This is a genomic window from Bradyrhizobium sp. LA6.8, from assembly GCF_040547935.1.
GTDB classification, from domain to species: domain Bacteria; phylum Pseudomonadota; class Alphaproteobacteria; order Rhizobiales; family Xanthobacteraceae; genus Bradyrhizobium; species Bradyrhizobium barranii.
In genome coordinates this window covers 194,728-212,368 of record NZ_JBEPQQ010000012.1, presented here as the reverse complement: position 1 = coordinate 212,368, position 17,641 = coordinate 194,728, and the positions used below count along the sequence as shown (strand labels likewise).

18 protein-coding genes and 1 pseudogene are annotated in these 17,641 nt (G+C 63.8%); 6 read left to right on the top strand and 13 right to left on the bottom strand.

Annotated elements, in window-relative coordinates; genetic code table 11:
- The first annotated feature begins 60 nt into the window (after positions 1–60).
- On the top strand, positions 61–1,152 hold the full coding sequence (locus ABIA90_RS40300; protein WP_166096343.1) for a TRAP transporter substrate-binding protein: 1,092 nt from the start codon (positions 61–63) through the stop codon (positions 1,150–1,152).
- 129 nt (positions 1,153–1,281) lie between these two features.
- On the opposite strand, the gene ABIA90_RS40295 is transcribed toward ABIA90_RS40300, so the two are convergent.
- The 6 genes from ABIA90_RS40295 to ABIA90_RS40270 form a co-directional block, all read right to left on the bottom strand.
- On the bottom strand, positions 1,282–2,064 hold the full coding sequence (locus ABIA90_RS40295) for an ABC transporter ATP-binding protein (RefSeq protein WP_354121572.1): 783 nt from the start codon (positions 2,062–2,064) through the stop codon (positions 1,282–1,284).
- Positions 2,052–3,107 carry a dihydrodipicolinate synthase family protein gene (locus tag ABIA90_RS40290; protein ID WP_354121573.1) on the bottom strand — a complete coding sequence of 352 codons (1,056 nt, stop codon included), beginning with the start codon at positions 3,105–3,107 and terminating at the stop codon, positions 2,052–2,054. Before ABIA90_RS40290 ends, ABIA90_RS40295 begins: the two co-directional genes overlap by 13 nt.
- A gap of 6 nt (positions 3,108–3,113) precedes the next feature.
- A complete protein-coding gene (locus tag ABIA90_RS40285) occupies positions 3,114–3,935 on the bottom strand; it encodes a GNAT family N-acetyltransferase (RefSeq protein WP_354121574.1) in 822 nt (273 codons plus the stop codon).
- The gene (locus tag ABIA90_RS40280; RefSeq protein ID WP_354121575.1) at positions 3,922–4,959 is read right to left on the bottom strand and encodes an NAD-dependent epimerase/dehydratase family protein; all 1,038 of its coding nucleotides are present in this window, start codon (positions 4,957–4,959) and stop codon (positions 3,922–3,924) included. Before ABIA90_RS40280 ends, ABIA90_RS40285 begins: the two co-directional genes overlap by 14 nt.
- Before the next feature lie 16 nt (positions 4,960–4,975).
- Positions 4,976–5,746, bottom strand: coding sequence for an ABC transporter permease (locus tag ABIA90_RS40275; protein WP_283018704.1), 771 nt, complete (start codon positions 5,744–5,746; stop codon positions 4,976–4,978).
- A gap of 84 nt (positions 5,747–5,830) precedes the next feature.
- The gene (locus ABIA90_RS40270; protein ID WP_354121688.1) at positions 5,831–6,478 is read right to left on the bottom strand and encodes a TetR family transcriptional regulator; all 648 of its coding nucleotides are present in this window, start codon (positions 6,476–6,478) and stop codon (positions 5,831–5,833) included.
- A 99-nt stretch (positions 6,479–6,577) separates the two neighbouring features.
- Here ABIA90_RS40270 and ABIA90_RS40265 point away from each other — a divergent pair, with 99 nt between their 5' ends.
- Entirely contained in the window at positions 6,578–7,594 is a 1,017-nt protein-coding gene (locus tag ABIA90_RS40265; RefSeq protein ID WP_354121576.1) for an ABC transporter substrate-binding protein, read from the top strand.
- A 30-nt stretch (positions 7,595–7,624) separates the two neighbouring features.
- On the opposite strand, the gene ABIA90_RS40260 is transcribed toward ABIA90_RS40265, so the two are convergent.
- The 5 genes and pseudogenes from ABIA90_RS40260 to panB all read right to left on the bottom strand — a co-directional run bounded on the left by ABIA90_RS40260 (position 7,625) and on the right by panB (position 14,176).
- Entirely contained in the window at positions 7,625–9,772 is a 2,148-nt protein-coding gene (locus ABIA90_RS40260; protein WP_071914467.1) for an adenylate/guanylate cyclase domain-containing protein, read from the bottom strand.
- Between the two features lie 20 nt (positions 9,773–9,792).
- Complete coding sequence (locus tag ABIA90_RS40255; RefSeq protein ID WP_166353015.1) at positions 9,793–10,179, bottom strand: Crp/Fnr family transcriptional regulator; 387 nt, start codon at positions 10,177–10,179, stop codon at positions 9,793–9,795.
- Positions 10,180–10,258: 79 nt separating this feature from the next.
- Positions 10,259–11,965, bottom strand: a complete 1,707-nt coding sequence (locus ABIA90_RS40250) for an arylsulfatase (RefSeq protein WP_354121577.1) — start codon at positions 11,963–11,965, stop codon at positions 10,259–10,261.
- Positions 11,965–12,856, bottom strand: a pseudogene (locus tag ABIA90_RS40245) (formylglycine-generating enzyme family protein). The gene ABIA90_RS40250 and the pseudogene ABIA90_RS40245 overlap by 1 nt, the downstream one beginning before the upstream one ends.
- Positions 12,857–13,354: 498 nt before the next feature.
- Positions 13,355–14,176: a 3-methyl-2-oxobutanoate hydroxymethyltransferase gene (gene panB, locus ABIA90_RS40240; RefSeq protein WP_354121689.1), complete on the bottom strand. Its 822-nt coding sequence runs from the start codon at positions 14,174–14,176 to the stop codon at positions 13,355–13,357.
- A gap of 370 nt (positions 14,177–14,546) precedes the next feature.
- Here panB and minC point away from each other — a divergent pair, with 370 nt between their 5' ends.
- The 4 genes from minC to ABIA90_RS40220 all read left to right on the top strand — a co-directional run bounded on the left by minC (position 14,547) and on the right by ABIA90_RS40220 (position 16,758).
- Positions 14,547–15,245 carry a septum site-determining protein MinC gene (gene minC / locus ABIA90_RS40235; RefSeq protein WP_063983592.1) on the top strand — a complete coding sequence of 233 codons (699 nt, stop codon included), beginning with the start codon at positions 14,547–14,549 and terminating at the stop codon, positions 15,243–15,245.
- Positions 15,246–15,266: 21 nt separating this feature from the next.
- Positions 15,267–16,082: a septum site-determining protein MinD gene (minD, locus tag ABIA90_RS40230; RefSeq protein WP_063983591.1), complete on the top strand. Its 816-nt coding sequence runs from the start codon at positions 15,267–15,269 to the stop codon at positions 16,080–16,082.
- Positions 16,079–16,360 carry a cell division topological specificity factor MinE gene (gene minE, locus ABIA90_RS40225; RefSeq protein ID WP_063983590.1) on the top strand — a complete coding sequence of 94 codons (282 nt, stop codon included), beginning with the start codon at positions 16,079–16,081 and terminating at the stop codon, positions 16,358–16,360. The genes minD and minE overlap by 4 nt, the downstream gene beginning before the upstream one ends.
- Positions 16,361–16,572: 212 nt before the next feature.
- Positions 16,573–16,758 carry a hypothetical protein gene (locus ABIA90_RS40220; protein WP_028161169.1) on the top strand — a complete coding sequence of 62 codons (186 nt, stop codon included), beginning with the start codon at positions 16,573–16,575 and terminating at the stop codon, positions 16,756–16,758.
- A gap of 16 nt (positions 16,759–16,774) precedes the next feature.
- Here ABIA90_RS40220 and ABIA90_RS40215 read toward each other — a convergent pair whose 3' ends face one another.
- Both ABIA90_RS40215 and ABIA90_RS40210 read right to left on the bottom strand, forming a co-directional pair.
- Positions 16,775–17,023, bottom strand: coding sequence for a hypothetical protein (locus ABIA90_RS40215; protein ID WP_354121578.1), 249 nt, complete (start codon positions 17,021–17,023; stop codon positions 16,775–16,777).
- A 110-nt stretch (positions 17,024–17,133) separates the two neighbouring features.
- Positions 17,134–17,523 carry a hypothetical protein gene (locus tag ABIA90_RS40210; RefSeq protein ID WP_283018709.1) on the bottom strand — a complete coding sequence of 130 codons (390 nt, stop codon included), beginning with the start codon at positions 17,521–17,523 and terminating at the stop codon, positions 17,134–17,136.
- Positions 17,524–17,641: the final 118 nt, after the last annotated feature.

The following is a 17,641-nucleotide window of genomic DNA, read 5'->3' as shown; positions in this document are numbered from 1 at the left end:
GCGAAGACCGTGGCCAGACGCCGATATGTTTGAAACTTACTTCCAGGGAGAGACCCCAACATGAAACGCCGTACATTCCTCAAGGGCGGCGCGGTCGCCGGCGCGACGACGCTGGTTGCTGCACCTGCGATTGCGCAAGGCGCGCCCGAGATCAAATGGCGCCTGACCTCGAGCTTCCCCAAGTCGCTCGACACCATCTACGGCACGGCGCAGACCTTTGCGAAATACGTCGCGGAAGCCACCGACAACAAATTCCAGATCCAGACCTTTGCGGCCGGCGAGCTCGTCCCCGGCCTCCAGGCGCTCGATGCCGTCAGCGTCGCGTCCGTCGAGATGGCGCAGACGCCGCTGTATTTCTACATCGGCAAGGAGCCGGCGCTGGCCTACGCCACCGGCGCGCCGTTCGGCATGAACCATCGCCACCAGGAATCCTGGTGGTATTTCGGCGGCGGCGCCGAACTCACCAACGAGGCGCTGAAGCCGTTCAAGACGCACGCCATCCTCTGCGGCAATTCCGGCACCCAGATGGGCGGCTGGTTCCGCAAGGAGATCAAGACCGTCGACGATCTCAAGGGCCTCAAATTCCGCATCGCCGGCATGGGCGGCCATGTGCTGGCCAGACTCGGCATCGTGCCGCAGCAGCTCGCCGGCGGCGACGTCTATGCGGCGCTGGAGAAGGGCTCAATCGACGCCGCTGAATTCGTCGGTCCCTATGACGACGAGAAGCTCGGTTTCCAGAAGGTCGCCAAGTACTATTACTTCCCCGGCTGGTGGGAAGGCGGCGCGATGCTGCACATGATCGTCAATGACGAGAAGTGGGCGAGCTTGCCGAAGCAGTACCAGGCGATCGTCAATCAGGCCGCCTCGGCGGCCGGCGCCTGGATGCTGGAGAAATACGACAGCGTGAATCCGGCGGCGCTGAAGCGCCTGATAGCCAACGGCGCGGAGCTGAAGGCGTTCCCGCAGCCGGTGCTGGAAGCCTGCTACAACGCGACCCAGGAGCACCTGAACGAGCTCGCCGGCAAGAGCGACCTGTTCAAGCGCACCAAGGAGAGCCACGACGCCTATATGAAGGAGCTGCTGTTCTACACGCAGATCGCGGAAAACTTCTACGACAACTATTTGCTCAGCAAGATGCGCAACAAGACCTGATGACGAGCGGGGCGCGGTGACTACGCCGCGCCCCGCTTCCGTAGCCCGGATGGAGCGCCGCGAAATCCGGGATCTCGCACGTCAACGGCACCGCCCCGGATTACGCTTCGCTCCATCCGGGTGACTGACTCAAGCCGCGCCCAGCCCCAGCTTCGCATAGATGCGCCGCGCATAGGCGCCGAACGCGTCGGTCGTCTTGAGCGGAAGGTCGCGCGGGAAGGGCAGGTCAATCGGAAAGTAGTCGGCCATCTTCGCCGGGCCCGCCGTCAGCACGGCGCAATGCGAGGACAGGAACACGGCTTCCTGGATCGAGTGCGTCACGAAGATGATGGTCTTGCCGCTCTCGCGCCAGATCCGCAGCATCTCCAGATTCATCTGCTCGCGTGTCAAGGCGTCCAGCGCCCCGAACGGCTCGTCCATCAGGATCAGTTTTGGATCGTGAATGAAGGCCCGCGCGATCGCGGTGCGCTGCTGCATGCCGCCCGAGAGCTCTCGCGGATATTTCTGCTCGTAGCCGGCAAGCCCGACCAGGTTGAGCAGATCGCGCGCCTGCTCGCGCGCGGCCTTGATCGGCAGGCCAACGATCTCGGCCGGCAACAGCACGTTGTCCAGGATGGTACGCCACTTCAGCAGCAGCGCCTGCTGGAACACCATGCCGATGTCGCGGGTCGGATCGAACGGGCTTTTGGCATTGCCAATTCTGACGGTGCCGCCGTCGGCGCCGTGCAGGCCGGCCAAGATCTTCATCACCGTGGTCTTGCCGCAGCCGGAGGGGCCGACCAGCGAGACGAGCTCACCTTCCTGCACGTCCATCGTGACGTCGGACACCGCCAGGAAGTCGGCGCCGCCGCTGCGATAGACCTTTCGGACGCCGCTCAGGCTGATGAAGGGCTCGGCGCTCATGCCAGCCATTTGCTCAGATTGGAGGCGACGAAAGCATCGTCGCCGAGGTCGGCGTGCTCGCGATAGACGCGGTCGATCTCCTCCTTCTGGCCGGGGCTGAGGCCCTCGTTCGGGTCGAGGCACCACAGGCCCTGCATCAGGCCCTGACGCCGCAGCACCTCGTGGCAACCGGCAATACAGCCGTGAAAATTGTTGGCGACGTCGAAGAAGGCGCTGTTGCAGTCGGTGACGCGGGCATCGAGCGCGAGCAGATCGGCCGGCACGGCCTCCTTGTGCCGCGCCGCCTTGCAGCGCTCGAACTGTTTGATGGCGCTCGCGGTCCATACCGACCAATGGCCGAGCAGACCGCCTTTGAAATAGGTGCGTGTGGTGATGCCGTTGTCGCGCAGGTCGAACGGCAGCATCAGGTCGAGCAGGATGTGGTCGTCATTGCCGGTGTAGAGCGCGACGCGGTCGAGCGCACCGGCCGCCGCGACGCCGCGCAGCACGTCGAGCGTGCGATAGCGGTTGAACGGCGCGATCTTGATCGCGATCACATTGTCGATCGCGGCGAAGCGCTGCCAGAACCGGCTCGACAGGATGACGCCGCCGACGGCCGGCTGGAGATAGAAGCCGACCAGCGGGATCTCGGCGGCGACCGCCGTGCAATGCGCAATGATCTCATCCTCGGAGGCGCTCTTCATCGCGGCGAGGCTGAGGAGCCCCGCGTGATAGCCGATATCGCGCGCGGTGCGGGCCTCAGCCGCTGCCTGCCGGGTCGGGCCGGCGAGGCCCGCGACCATCGCCAGCGGACGCTTGGTCCAGTTCGCAGCGGTCTCGGCGGCGAGCTCGAGCACGGGACGGTAGAGGCCGACGTCCCGGATCGCAAATTGCGTGGTGTGGACGCCGACCGCAAGGCCGCCCGAGCCGGCGTCGATGTAGTAGCGCGTCAGCGCGCGCTGATGCTTCTTGTCGAGCTGGCGCTCCGCCGTGAGCGCGAGGGGGTGAGCCGGCAGCACGGTGCCGTCGGCGATCAGCTTGCGGACGTCGCTGTTGATCTGGCTGTGGTGCATGATGTCCTATCCGAATTCAGGGCCGGCGACGGCGAATGGCGTATCCTTGGCAGCGGTGGTGGCGGGGCCGAACCGCATGCGCTGGAACGGCCGCTCGATGGTCCAGCCCGAGGCGGTCAATCCGTCCAGGAATGCGGCTTGCGACGCAACGGCATCGATCAGAATCGGGCCGGTCTCGGAGCGCGTGATCGCATGAACCAGGGCCAGCGCCGGCGCGGCATTGTTGGCAAACAACGGCCCGATATGGCGCGCGGTTCGGCCGTCGCGAACCAGCGCTATGGCGCCATGCGCTGCGACGATACGCGAGCCGGAGCGCAGGGCGATGGCGGAGAGGAGCGCGGTGCGGTCGAAACCGGTGGCGCGCCGGTCCCGCGCCCGCAGCGCATCGATGGTCGCCGATGAAGGCGGTGGGGCTTCGGCTCGCCCGGATCTCACCAGCTTCAGCCGGCGCAATTGCAGAGTCGGCGTGAATCCGAGCGGGCCGTAGACGGCGGCGCCGTCGGGCGTCGCGTCGAGCCAGCTCGTCAGGCCGTTCTTGCGCGCGGTTTCCAGGCAGGCATCGACGAGACGGGTGGCAAGGCCGCGGCGGCGATGCGTGCCTGATACCAGCACCATGCTGATCCAGGCGTTGTTGCCGGAATAGGGCAGCAGCGCCGCGGTAGCGACCAGCCGTAGGCCGTCGCGAATACCGAACACCACGCCCTCGTGCAGGAAGATTCGCCAGTCCTCCTCGGTCTGGTTCCAGTGCGCTTCCGTCGACAGCACCAGCCCGGCGATCGCGTCGTCGACGCCGAGCTTGAGGATGGGCGAACCGTCAGTAGCGTCCATCGCGCACCTCGTATTTGGTGGGCTTGCCGAGGCTTGGCATGGAACGCGAGACCCAGTCCGCGGTCCAGGCGATCAACTGCTCGGTGTCGACCACAGGCAGGCCGAACAGCTCGACCGCCCTGGACGTGTCGGTGAGCCATGCCGTCGGCTCTTCCTTGCCTGTCAGCACCGGCGCGCGGCCGAAGCGCGCGCCGAATTTTGCCGCGAGATCTCGCACCGCCAAAATCTCGTGGCCGCTGACGTTGATCGGCGAGGTCGGCGCGGTGCAATGCGCAAGGCAGCGCAGCGCCTGCGCGGACGCATCGCCCTGCCAGATGAAATTGACGTGGCCGAGACTGACGTCGATCGGGGTGCCCGTGAGCACCTTTGTCGCGATGTCGTGCAGCACGCCATAGCGCATGTCGATCGCGTAATTGAGCCGGAACAGTCGGCCCGGCGTCGAAAACTTGCGCGAAAAATACTCGAACATGCGCTCGCGGCCGACGCAGGACTGGGCGTATTCGCCGGGCGGGTTCGGTGCCATGTCCTCGGTCGCGCCTTTGCCGTCGACGGGGACGAAGGGATAGATGCAGCCAGTCGAGAACGCCACGATGCGCGACGTCGGGAAGGCCTGCGCGACGAGGGCCGGCACATGCGCGTTCATCGCCCAGGTCAGCGACAGGTCACCCTCGGCGCCGAACTTGCGGCCGGCCATGAAGACGATGTTGGGTGCCTTCGGCAGGGCCTGAATCGCGCTCTCGTCCATCAGGTCGCAACTGGTCGTCTCGACGCCGCGCGCGTGCAGCCAGTCCTTGACGCTCGCATCGCTGAAGCGGGCGACGCCGATGACGCGGCGATCGGGTGCGGCGGCTTTCGCGAGCCCCGCCAGCGTCGGTCCCATCTTGCCGGCGACGCCTAGGATCATGATGTCGCCCTCGACCTTCTTGAGGTCGTCGATCAGCGCCTGGGTCGGCCGGCACAGGAGATCGTCGAGGGCTGCGATATCCGGGATCGTCTTCGGCAGCGTCTGGCGGGTGAGCAGCATGGATCGGTCCTTGTCGTTAGTTCTGCCTGGCATCGCCGACCACGAACATGCGTTCGAGGGCGAGGACCAGGCCGTAGAGAGCGACGCCGAGCAGGGTTAGCAGCACGACGGCCATCACCATCGCGGGCGTGTCGAGCGACGACTGAACCTGGATCATGAGATAGCCGAGCCCGCGCTCGGAGGCGATGAACTCGCCGACGATGGCGCCGGCCACCGCGAGGATGGCGCCGACCTTCATGCCGGAGAACACGTAAGGCAGCGATCCCGGCAACTGGATCTTGCGGAACAGCGTCCAGCGCGAGCCGCGCAGCGATTTGACGAGGTCGAGCAGGTCCGGCTCGACCTCGCGCAGGCCGCGCGCGGTGGTCAGCAGGATCGGGAAGAAGCAGATGCTGAAGGCGATCAAAATGTTCGGCACGATGCCGTAGGAGAACCAGACGATGAAGAGCGGGCCGAGCGCGACCTTCGGGATCATGTTCATCGTCACGAACAGCGGCAGCAGCACGAGGCTCAGCAGCGGTGCCCAGCTGAAGATCACGGCCAGCGCGACGCCGACGAACGCGCCGAGGGCGAAGCCGCCGAGGATCTCGATCGCCGTGACCAGCGTGTTGGCGCCCCAGGCATAGTTCGCGGTGCCCAGCGTCTGCACCGTCGCGAGCGGGGAGGGCAGGATGAATTTCGGCACGTGGAAGGCATCGACCGCGACCTGCCAGAGCACGAGCACGGCGAGATGCACGATCAGGATGATCGCAAAGCTGCGCGAGGTGCGTGCGCCGTCTCCGGTCACCGGTTGCTCCCTGTTGCCAGCGGCCACCTTGCCGCTGTCCGTCAGCCTAACCGGCCTTGCAGAAAGTTTCAACCAGTTGGTTGATTAGGGCCGGAGCGAATGCAGCAAGAGGTCGACGACATGCCGGCGGCGGGCGCGCCTTGCCGCCCGGCTCGACAGGTCCTTGCCGAAGATCGCCGACAGCGTCGGCGTGTTGGAGAGATAGAAATAGCTGAGGCCCGCGATCGAGATATAGAGCTGGATCGGGTCGACCCCCTTGCGGAAGACGCCGGTGCGGACGCCCTCGTGGAGGATGTGGGAGACGCTCTTCACCAGCGGCGAATGCATCGCCTCCAGCCGGGTCGAGCCGCGGACGTGGCGGGCGCCACCGCGGTTTTCGTCGTTCAGAAGCACGATGAAATCGGGGTTTGTTGCGAGGTAATCGAACGAGGCCTCGATCAGCTTCCGGATCGCCTTTTCCGGCGGCAGGCCTTCGAGGTTGAGCTGGCGCTCCTGCTCGCGGATGTCGGCATAGACCCATTCGAGTACGGCGAGATAGAGCGCGTCCTTGTCGCCGAAGTAGTGGTAGACGAGCTGCTTGTTGACGCCGGCGCGCTCGGCGATCTCGTCGACGCGGGCGCCGGCAAAGCCGTGCCGGGCGAACTCCAGGCGCGCCGCGGTGAGCAGCTTCTTGCGGGTGGCGACGGGATCGCGCCGCTGCGGCACGGTGTCGCCTGAACGTTTTGCGGGCATTTCCAACCAGACAGTTGACAAGTCGAGGGCGGCTTGTTGCATTGGTATCCTCACACGGGGAGAGCGACAAGCCGGGTCGCGGCAATGAGGAGGGATGCGATGAAGCGTTTGCAGGCTGCGGGCTCGGCTTTGGCTTTGGCCCTGATGCTCGGTGTGCCGGCGGTGCCGGCGAGCGCGGGCGAGGCGGTCAACCTGATCCTGAACTGGACGCCGACGGCCGACCATTCGCCGTTCTATTACGCCAAGGCGCAGGGCTGGTACGAGAAGGCCGGCATCGACCTGACCATCGAGGTCGGCAAGGGCTCCGGCGTCTCCGCCGCCAAGGTCGGCTCCGGCGGCTCGCCGTTCGGCATCGCCGATCTCGCCACCATGCTGGTCGCCAAGAGCAAGGGCGCCGATGATGTCGCGCTGATGAGCATCTACGCCAACACCGGCCAGACGTTTTATTGGCTGAAGAGCTACGGCGTGAATGGCGTGAAGGATTTTCCGAGCCACAAGATCGGCAACCCGCCCGGCGACGCCTCGCGCGTGATGTGGCCGGCTTTTGCCAAGGCCGCAGGCATCGCGCCTGATGCCGTCAGCTTCGTCAATATCGGCCCGACCGCGAAGATCGCCGCGCTGAAGAGCCATACCGTCGACATCATCAGTGACTTCTACAACGAGCATGATCTCAAGGTGATCGAGTTCGGGCCCGATCTCGGCTTCATCAACTGGAAGGACATCGGGCTCAACCCCTACGGTAATTCGCTGATCGTCAACGGCGCCTATCTCCAGAAGAATCCCAAGCTGGTCGAGGAGTTCGTGCGCATCTCGCAGAAGGCCTTTGCGGCCTGCGTCGCCGACGTCACGCCGTGCCTGAAGGCGCTGCTCGACCAGGTCTCGGGTCTCGACAAGGAGAACCAGGAACGCCAGTGGGAGCGCATCAAGTATTTGATGACCGACGAGTTCACGACCACCAAGGGTCTCGGCTGGATCGACGGCGAGCGGATGAAAAAGGACTATGAGCTGGTCCAGACCTATCTCGGCATGGAGAAGCCGTTCGACGTCTCTACGGCCTTCACGACCAAGATGCTGGATCCGGCCGTCAAGATGGATGCGAGCAAGGTGAAGAAGTAGGGGGGCGGTAGCGCGGCTGGAGCGAACCCTTCATTTCGCGTCGAAACGAATGATTCCGCTCCAATCTTCGGGGGGAGGCTCCAGCACGAATCCGATCACCCGTGAAAGATAGATACCGGCCACAACATCGTCGGGGTGGTTCACGGCAAATTCCTGCAGGGCATCCAGCATGCCGAGCCAGTCCCTGTTGGCGTACACCTCATAGACGCGGTTCCAGTCTTCGACGAGCCGCACCATCTCGGTCGTAACCCGGTACGATTCGGGGCCTTCGAACATGCCAAGGAGCTCGAAGACATCAAGCGGCTTGCTCGCGCCCTTCGGCTGGCTGCGATCGATCCGGCGGAACAGGAACGCATCTGAGCAAACGTTGACAATCTCACCACTGGCGAGAATGCCGCTACCATAATACTTGTTGAGTGCCTCCAGGCGGGAGGCGATGTTCACGGTGTCACCGATCGCGGTGTAGTCGATGCGGTCGGATGATCCGACATTGCCGAGCACCGCATCGCCGACGTGAATTCCGAAACGCGTATGCCACGGCGCCAGACCTTGCTCGACCCGGCGGCCGTTCAGGCGCTGGAGGGCGAAACGGCACTTGAGCGCCGTAGCGCAAGCCAGGTGCTGATGACGCTCCAGGGGAAGGGGAGCGTTCCAGAACGCGAAAATCGCGTCGCCGATATATTTGTCGACCGTTCCGCCCTCCTTGATGATCAGGGATGCGAGCTCCTCAAAATATTCGGAAAGATCCCTCAGCAGCGATTCAGGCGCCATGCTCGCGGCGATCTGCGTGAAGTCCCTGATATCGCTGAACAGGATGCTGACGCGGCGCATCGTGCCGCCGACCTCAACGGAGCCTTCGCTCTGCAATAGCTCCCTGACCAGCGCCTTGGGCACGTATTTCGAGACTTCCCGGATCGCTCCTTTCATGCCGGACATCGATCTGATCAGCGTGTGGACCTCCCGAATGTGCGACTTCATCTTGATCGGAGCCGCAAGCTGGAATTCCTGGATCAATTCCGCTTCTTCGGAGAGCCTGCTGAGCGGCCGGGAGATCGAGTGAGCGAAGTAGATGATGGCGGGCAGGGCCAGCAGGAATACCACCAGCGCGGCCAGGATGTTTCGCGCGGCGGCATCGGCCAGAGGTCCCATGAAGTCGGATACCGGGGCAGCGTAGAGCACGAAGAAGATGCCTCCTTCCCGGCCGACCTGGCGCACGACCGTCGCGAGATACTCGGCGTCGGCGACTTCGAACAATGCAGAGGCGTACGGACCGTCTCGTGCAAAGACCTCCAGCGCCTGGCGGACCACGGGGTCGGTGAGATCAGCGGTCGATGCGAGCTCGGCCGATTTGATGCCGCCGACCGTCGTCGGCTTGAACATCTGGTCGGGATCGAAATGGGCGAGCAGGCGGCTGTGGTCGTCGAACGCGACGAAGCGCTGGTTTTCGTTCGATCTGACCGAGCGGACGTAGGTCATCAGCCGATCGAGCGTGATGTCAACGCCGACTGCACCGCCCTCGAAGGCTCGCGCCAGTGTCATTCCGACCTGAGAGGTGGTTGCGAAGACATACGCGTCGTTGCGGACGACCTTTTGCGGCTGCGTGCGCGCGTCGCGATACCAATCGCGGCTGCGGGGGTCATAGCTGGCGACTTGATCGTCCAGCGCCCCGATCTGAGCGCCGCCGGCATCGAGGAACTTCCAGGCTTCCCTGCGAGCGCCATTGTCGGACCGGATGTCCTGAACAGCGAAACGGGTGGCCTGCGGCGCACCGAGCCGGTCGATGAAGAACTTCTCGGCATCGGAGATCGACAGGACCTGGAAGTAGTTTCCGTTTTCGTAACCGGCGTAGACGGCTGAAATATGCGGGTTCATCCGCAGGCCGGACAGGATCGATTTCAGGATAGCGTCCTTGGATCCGGCCGATTGGAGCAGCACGGGGTCATCGTGGAGCTGCTCCACGATCAGGAACGGCGAGGCAAAGAACGCCAGGCGCCGCTCGTTGATTCGGCCGATCTTTTCCTTGAACGTGTCGGCGGCCACGCGGATTGCGGTCCTCCTGTTCTGGACGTAGTCGGAAACCGTGACGCCCGCGCCGACCAGAAGCGCGGCGGACAGGAACAGGGTCAGGATCGTCACGAAGAGGCTGAAGCGCGCTTTGCGGTCTGGATGTGGGTCCATCGCCGGGCTCCACGAGCACGTTACGGCGCAGAGAGGTCGATAATGCGCTTCGACAGATAATCGACCCAGTAGCGAATGAACGGGTCGGCCTCTTCCAATTTCTCCTTGAGCTTGTCTTCGCTGACCGACATCACCTCGCATCCTCGTTCGGTGAAGGCGGTTGCGCCGCGCCGGGCCCCGGCCATGAGCGCGTGCACGCCGAACATCTGGCCTGGTTTCAGCCTGGTCAATGCACGCTGTCGGCCGGCTTCCAGTCCAGCGAGAAGCGTGACGTCGCCGCGAAGCAGGATGAAGGCGACCGTTCCAATCTCGCCCTCGGAGAAGATGGTCGCTCCGGGCGAAAACGCCTTGCGATCGAAGCCCTGCCATACGGCTTTAATTGATCGAGCGTCCTCCTTGGGTATCATATGATGGCCTCAGCTCTCATGTATCTTGGCAACAGAAAGCGGAACGGCCCGGAATCGGGGGCCGTTCCTTCTGCAACATTCAGTTGCCGGTAGGCATGCCGATCTGGAATCCGCTCTTGGCAAGTTGATCCCTGAACATCTGGAACCGCTCGTACTGTTGAATCGTGATCGGTCCCGCGTAGGTCTCGCTCTGGATCTTCCGTGGCGGAAATTTCACGTAGGTCTTCATCAGATCCTTGATCGAGTCGTTGATCGTGACCATGATCCAGGTGCGTTCCGTGTAATTGTTCATGAAGATGTCGTAGCGCTCCTGCGGATCCTGCCAGAGGTCAAAGACCTGGGGCACGGTCGCCACATAGGACTCCGGTCCCTTCCAGCCGAGGTTGCTGTCAACCGAGAGGCCGCCGGTCTTGACGCCGTCATCGCCGCGCAGGTTGAACACCGCCTTGTAATTGCCGACGCGCGCTGCGCCCGGCGTGAGCTCGGACTCGGTGAAAAAGAACCAGCTCTTGCGATCGGACTTACCGGTCCCGAACAGGACCGGGGACATGTCGATGCTGTCGAAAATGATCGGCTTACCCTCGCGATCGTTCTCCGGCAGCTTCACGCTGGCGAGCTTCGCGAACGTCGCCATGTAGTCGAGGCCGCCGACGATGTCGGAATTCTTCGTACCAGCCTTGATCCCCGGCCCCCATGCGATGGAGGGGACGCGGTTGCCGCCTTCGCGGACCGTGCCCTTGGTGCCGCGGAACGGCGTATAGCCGGCATCCGGATAGACGTCCTGCCAGGCGCCGTTGTCGGTGGTCCAGAACACATAGGTGTTCTTGTCGAGCCCGAGCGACCGCACCTTGTCCATGATACGGCCGATGCGCGTGTCGTTCTCCACCACCGAGTCGGCAAACTTGCTCTTCGACATCGACTTGCCCTGGAATTCGGGGGCCGGCATGTTGGGCTGGTGCACCTTCATGAAGTTGATGCTCATGAAGAAGGGGCCCGAGGACTTGTTGCGATCGAGATATTCGAGCGAGGCCTTCTCGACATAATCGTCGAAGAAGGGAATGCCGACGACGCCCTTGTCCGGCGTGTTGACATATTGTCCGTTGATCTTGAAATCCTCCTTCGCCGGCTGCCCGGCATTTCCAGACAGCGCGCCCTTGGTGACCTTCGTGAACATCGCCCTGAGTTCGGGGTCCATGTCGGGAAACCACGTCGGGTCGGCATAGGTGTAGGCGTTGAGATGATAGAGTCCGCAATACTTCATCTCGTCGTAGCCCTGGGCGTTCGGTATCGCGTAGTCGTCCTCGCCGAGATGCCATTTGCCGGTGAAGAACGTCTTGTAGCCCCCGGTCTTCAGAGCGGAAGCTAGCGTCCATTCTGCAGCGGGAAGTCCGCCGCCCTGGCCCTGGAATGCCACGGTGGTCATGCCGCTGCGGTTTGGAATTCGGCCGGTCTGCACCGCCGCACGTCCGGGCGTACAGCTCGGCTGCGCGTAGAAGGACATGAATTGCAGTCCTTCATTCGCGAGACGATCGATGTTCGGCGTCGGCATGCCACGATTTTCGCCACCGCCGTAGACCCCGGAGTCGCCATAGCCAAAGTCATCCGACAGGATCAGGATGATGTTCGGCTTCGCGCCGCCGGCGGAAGACGAGGGCTGTGTGGTCCCCTGTGCTTGCGCGATTTGGACCGGTACCATAGCCGAGAAAGCGGCAATGGTGGCGAGCGAGCTGGAGGCCGCGAGCAATTTGCGGCGGCTGAAGTCTTCCGTCGTCTTCTTGTCGGTCATCACTCTCTCCCTGGACGTGTCACGCAGCGAAACCCGAGATGGCTGGTCGACGTGTCGATCGGCTCGGCATGGCGTGCGGCCGGTCGATAGCGGCGGCAATAATTTGGCGCACAGAGATGCGAGCCGCCCTTGATCACCTTGCGCGGAATCCGGCTGAGCGGCAGGCTGGGGTCGTGGCTGTCTTGTTCGGGGCCGCCCCGCGGGTTTTGCGGGATGCAACAGGCCTTTTTGGCGTCGGCCTGGTGCTTCGGAGCCCACCAATCGCTGGTCCACTCCCAGACATTCCCGATCATGTCGAAGACGCCGTAACCGTTCGGCGGATAGGTCATCACCGGCGAGGTCCGCTCGTAGCCGTCCTCGCGCCGGTTCTCGAACGGGAAGTGTCCCTGCCAAATGTTGGCCTGATGGACGCCGCGCCGGAACGAGCTCGTCACCCCAGGCATACTCGGCCCCCTCGAGTCCGCCGCGCGCGGCAAACTCCCACTCGGCTTCCGTGGGCAAATCCTTGCCGGCCCATCGGGCATAGGCGAGCGCGTCGGAATAGGCGACGTGGACCACGGGATGATCGTCGAGCGACTTGATGTTGCTCTTCCGGCCATAGGGACGCCGCCAGTTTGCGCCCTTGAGCAGCGTCCACCATTGGCTGTAGTCACGAAGATCGACAGGATGATCCGGCGGCGCGAAGACCAGCGATCCCGCGAAGATCATGTGGGGCAGGGCATCCGGATAGTTCTTTGGATCCGGAGCGACTTCGGCAAACGTGACGTGCCCGGTGGCTCGCACGAATTCCTTGAATTGGCGGTTCGTCACCGGCGTGCGGTCGATCCAGAATCCGTCGACGCTCGCCATGTGGGACGGGGCCTCTTCCGGATAGTGCCGATCCGATCCCATGCGGAAGGTACCGCCCGGAATAAAGATCGCACTCGTTGCGCTGCCTTCGCAAACGTCTGCGGCCGGTGCTTGGTACGTCGCGATACCCACGTGCGGACTCTCGTGCTGGTGAAAGCGCTCAACTGCGGTTCGTTCAACTGCCTCGCATCTTCAAGGCGTCGAGAATCTCTCGCATCGCAGGGCGCGGGTCCGTCGTTGCTCTGGCAAAAGACGGTGAGGAGGCGAGATTGCACGAGCTGCGCGCATCTTCGGCATTGTTTCTCTCCGCATAGCCGGCCTATTTGCGCGTTGTGCGACGGTGCCGACAGCGCGCAGCGAGAAGAGCTTGATGGCGGTAGAGAGTAGACACGCGCAGATACGTTTGGCTATGCAGTTTGTGCCACAAGCGAGCTAAGCCATTGCGTCGCAATCTTTCGATGAGTTCCGGCGACGGCACAAAGTGCACAGCGATGGCGAATTGACATGAGGGAATGTGCCCGTCGGGCAGGACAGCTGACGTCAGCTTTTCTTCATCTCGTAGACGTGTTCGGGCCCGGGAAAGGCGCGTGACCGCACGTCGGCGGCATAGCCTTCGATCGCCGCTTCGATGGCCGGACCAAGATTGCCGTAGCGCCGGACGAATTTCGGGGTGCGTGGCGACAGCCCGAGCATATCCTCGAGCACGAGCACCTGACCGTCGCAGGCAGCGCTCGCACCGATGCCGATGGTAGGGATCGCAATCGTCTCCGTAATCCTGCGCGCCAACTGTTCGGCCACGGCTTCGACGACGACCGAGAATGCACCGGCATCGGCGACGGCCTTCGCATCGTCCTCGATCGGGCCCCAGTCCACCTCGTTGCGCCCCTGGGCACGAAACGAACCGAGCGTGTTGATGGATTGCGGTGTCAGACCAATGTGGCCCATCACCGGGATGCCGCGCCCGGACAGGAATGCAATCGTCTCCGCCATGCGAACGCCGCCTTCAAGCTTCACCGCGCCGCATTGCGTTTCCTTCATGATCCGCACTGCGGAGTTGAACGCCTGCTCCCTGGAAGCTTCATACGAGCCGAACGGCATGTCGACGACGACCAGCGCCTGCTTCGAGCCGCGCATTACCGCGGCGCCCTGAAGGATCATCATGTCGAGCGTAACAGGCACCGTCGTCTCGAAGCCATGCATGACGTTGCCAAGGGAATCGCCGACCAGGATGACGTCGCAATGCCGATCCACCAGTGCGGCCGTATGCGCGTGATAGGACGTCAACATCACGATCGGCTCGCCCCGCTTGCGTGCATGGATGTCCGGCGCGGTCTTGCGCCTGATGGAAGACTGAATTGACATGATCGGCTCCGTCCACGGGGGAGGCGGATCGAAACCAGATGCCACCATCGTGTCAATCCGGATGATCGGGCCTGCGATCACAATGGACGGCGTGAGGGCCCACTGTCTCGACATTCTCAGTGTCATCGCCCGCGTGGGCGGGCGATCCAGTATTCCAGAGGCCGTGCCATGATGCGGATAAGCCGCGGCGTACTGGATGCCCCGGTCAAGCCGGGGCATGACAGCGGTGTGTTGCGCGGAAGCGCTCGCCCAAGCCCTTCCGCAGGCCCAGCCCGTCCACACCCCCACGTGCCCTAGGATAAATTAACCAGCCATTAACCAAATTCGCCGCATCGTTAACCATTCAATAACAGGGATCGAGTCGGCCGCTATGGAGGCTGCAGCAAAAGTCCAACGCCAAATGGTTCGCCTGCGCGGGCGCTCCTACGTGGCCTTCGTGTTCGTGCCGACGGTTCCGATCCAGGACTGGCTGCAGGAGATCGACGCCACGATTGCGCGCTCGCCGGGTTTCTTCGCCGGCCGGCCCGTGGTGATCGATCTGTCCTCGGTCGATCTCAGCCAGTCCGGCATCGCCCATCTGCTCACGAGCCTCCAGGATCGCAACATCCGGGTGCTCGGGATCGAGGGGGTGGAGGAGGGCCGGCTGACGCCGACCATGCCGCCGCTGCTCTCGGGAGGGCGCAGCTGCGTGGTTGAGCCGAGCGCGCCGAAGAAGGCCGAGGCGAAGGCCGTAACCAAGCCGACCTCGCTCCTGCTCGATAGCCCGGTGCGCTCGGGCCAGACCGTGATCTTCCCGGAGGGCGACGTCACCATTCTGGGCTCGGTCGGCTCCGGCGCCGAAGTCGTCGCCGGCGGTTCCATCCACATCTACGGCGCGCTCCGCGGCCGTGCCATGGCGGGGGTCAATGGGCACACGAGCGCCCGCATCTATTGTCAGAAGATCGAGGCTGAACTGCTTGCAATTGATGGATTTTACCAGACTGCGGACGACATCGACGCCGCTTTGCGCGGCAAGCCGGCGCAGGCCTGGCTGCAGGGGAATACCATGCGAATTACAGCACTGAACTGACCAGCAAAGGAGACATTTCAGATGAGTAAGGTACTGGTCGTGACATCAGGCAAGGGCGGGGTCGGCAAGACCACGACGACCGCCGCGTTGGGGGCTGCGCTGGCGCAACGCGGCGACAAGGTCGTCGTCGTCGATTTCGACGTCGGCCTGCGCAACCTCGATCTCGTCATGGGCGCCGAACGCCGCGTCGTGTTCGACCTCATCAACGTGGTGCAGGGCGTCGCAAAGCTCCCGCAGGCGCTGATCCGCGACAAGCGGCTGGAGAATCTCTGGCTGCTGCCGGCCTCGCAAACCCGCGACAAGGACGCGCTGACGGAAGAGGGCGTCGGCAAGGTCATCGACGATTTGCGCGACCGCTTCGACTGGGTGATCTGCGACAGCCCGGCCGGCATCGAGCGCGGCGCCTCCATGGCGATGCGCTTTGCGGACGAGGCCGTGATCGTCACCAATCCGGAAGTCTCCTCGGTGCGCGATTCCGACCGCATCATCGGCATGCTCGATTCCAAGACGGTGCGGGCCGAGAAGGGCGAGCACGTCCAGAAGCACATTCTCATCACCCGCTACGATGCCTCGCGCGCCGCGCGCGGCGAGATGCTGACCATCGACGACATCCTCGAAATCCTCGCAACGCCCTTGCTCGGCATCATCCCCGAGAGCCAGGACGTGTTGAAGGCCTCCAATGTCGGCACGCCGGTGACGCTGTCGAACGTGGACGGTGCACCCGCGCGGGCCTATATCGACGCGGCGCGGCGGCTGTGCGGCGACACCGTGGCGATGCAGGTTCCGGCCGAGCGCAGGCGCTTCATGGATCGTCTGCTGCGACGGAGGGCTGCATGAGCATGGGTCTGCTTCGGCTTCTCCGCGGCAAGAAGGCCTCGGCACCCGTCGCACGCGAACGGCTGCAGATCCTGCTTGCCCATGAACGCGGATTGCGCGGCCAGCCCGATCTGCTCGGCGTGCTGCGCGAGGAAATTCTTGCTGTCGTGTCCAGGCACGTCACGCTGGACCCGACCAAGGTCATCGTCCGGCTCGAGCGCGGCGACGAGGTATCGACCCTGGAGGTCGATATCGAGGTGCCGAACGATTTGGAGCGCAAGCGCGCGGCGGTCGGGTAGGGGATCCGGCCGGTACACTGCAAATTTGGGGTGGGTGAGAAGGCGGTCCGCTGGGCATAGCGGACCGCCTTTGTCTTGCTTGCTCGTCACGTCAAATTCCAGGCCTGCCGATGTGATCGGTCGTGGGCGGAACGGGACCTGCGGCGAAATCGTTGTCAGAGGCCGCGGAGCGCCAAGCCAGGCGCTGCGGTTTCCTGAACAGGAGAGCGCCCATGATATCCGAGATCCAGGTCCACACCATCGCGCGCCAGATGCTGGAAAAACATGGTTTCGCTGCGATTGCGAAGGCCGCCGAGCAGGCCCAGGCCTGTGAGGGCCGCGGCGAGGCCGATGAGGCCAAGGAGTGGCGTCACATCGAGGACGCCATGAAGATCATCCGCGGCCCGCACCAGAGCTGATCCGCGGCCAGCGCGCTCAGCGCTCCCCGCGGTCGGCGCCCGGCTGCGTAGTGCGATTTTGTGTCTGCGGCTGGGGACGCTCGCCTGTCTCTTTGCAAGGGAGCGGTTCCCACGAGCCGTCGGGTGCCTGCTGGTAGGCACTACAGGATGACGAGGTGGATCTTTCCTCGCCTTTCTGGGCATCGGAATTCTTCGCCAGGGCGGGCGCGGTCAGCACAGCGGCGGCCGCAAATGCGCCGGCGAAAACGAAATGGATACTCCGCATGTGGGCTCTCCTGTTCGAATTCGAAGAGGCCGCATGGTGTCGAGGATTATGACGATAGTTAGCCGCCGCGACGGTTCCGCCGCGGCGTGCTTAACGCCGCGCGAGCGCGCCTAGCCGCCCTTGCTGCGGATCAGGCCGGCGAGGTTGGTTTTCTGGGCCTCGCACCAGCCGGGCATGCCGAGGCGGCGCTGGTCCATGTCGGTCGCCTGGGTCGCGACCGCGACCTCGGCCATCAAATCGTCGTCCTGCTTCTCGCCCATCTTGCCGCCGGTGTGCATCCAGGCGATCGCCTTGCGCACCTTCTCGGTGGTGCCGTCCGGCAGCTGCATCTGCTGCGCCTTCTGCACGAGGTCCTGATAGACGAGATCGGTGTTCGGACATTCCACCTTGGCGGCGAAGGCCTGCAAGACCATCGTCACATAGGTCGAGCGTGCACGGTCCGCCGCTTGGGCCGGCGCGGTGAGCAGTAACAGACCTGCGATCAGGAAACCGGTGCGCATCCTTGGTATCTCCTCCGTTTTTTTGGGAGGCTAGCGTCCGGCAAGCCACTCCGCAATGGTGCCGGGACGTATTTGTCGCTCCCCGGTGCGGTGCGCTATCGTCACCCCGTCCTGGCCA